The 314-nt window shown below is 70.7% G+C and carries 1 protein-coding gene; it reads left to right on the top strand.

Features of this window, described 5'->3' with window-relative positions:
* Positions 1–314 (top strand): hypothetical protein (locus AA75_RS49350; protein ID WP_158515505.1); only part of this gene is annotated, 314 nt, incomplete at both ends.

The raw sequence follows: 314 nt of genomic DNA, 5'->3' as shown, positions 1-314 counted from the left end.
AGACGGTGTACGACGACCGGTTCTCGCTGCCGGTGACGGTCACGACGACGGGTGCGGACGGCAAGAGCCAGGTCACCGAGCACACCCTGACCGGGGCCGGTGACATCGAGGGCATCGAGGACGCGGCCGGTATGGCCGTCAAGTCGACGAAGGTGTCGGTGTCGGAGGGCCCCGGCCGGGCGGCGACCGCTCGTTCCACCGGGCACTTCGAGACCAGCAGGCTCGGTGAGACGCTCTCGCAGCGGATCGAGTGGGACCCGTCGGTGCCCGAGGAGGAGCGGGCGGGCGAGGAGTCCCGCTCGCAGAAGACCCAG

Source organism: Kitasatospora sp. MBT63, assembly GCF_000710465.2.
Classification (GTDB): Bacteria; Actinomycetota; Actinomycetes; order Streptomycetales; family Streptomycetaceae; genus Kitasatospora.
The sequence above is the reverse complement of the archived record's forward strand: the minus strand, read 5'-3'. Positions and strand labels throughout refer to the sequence as shown.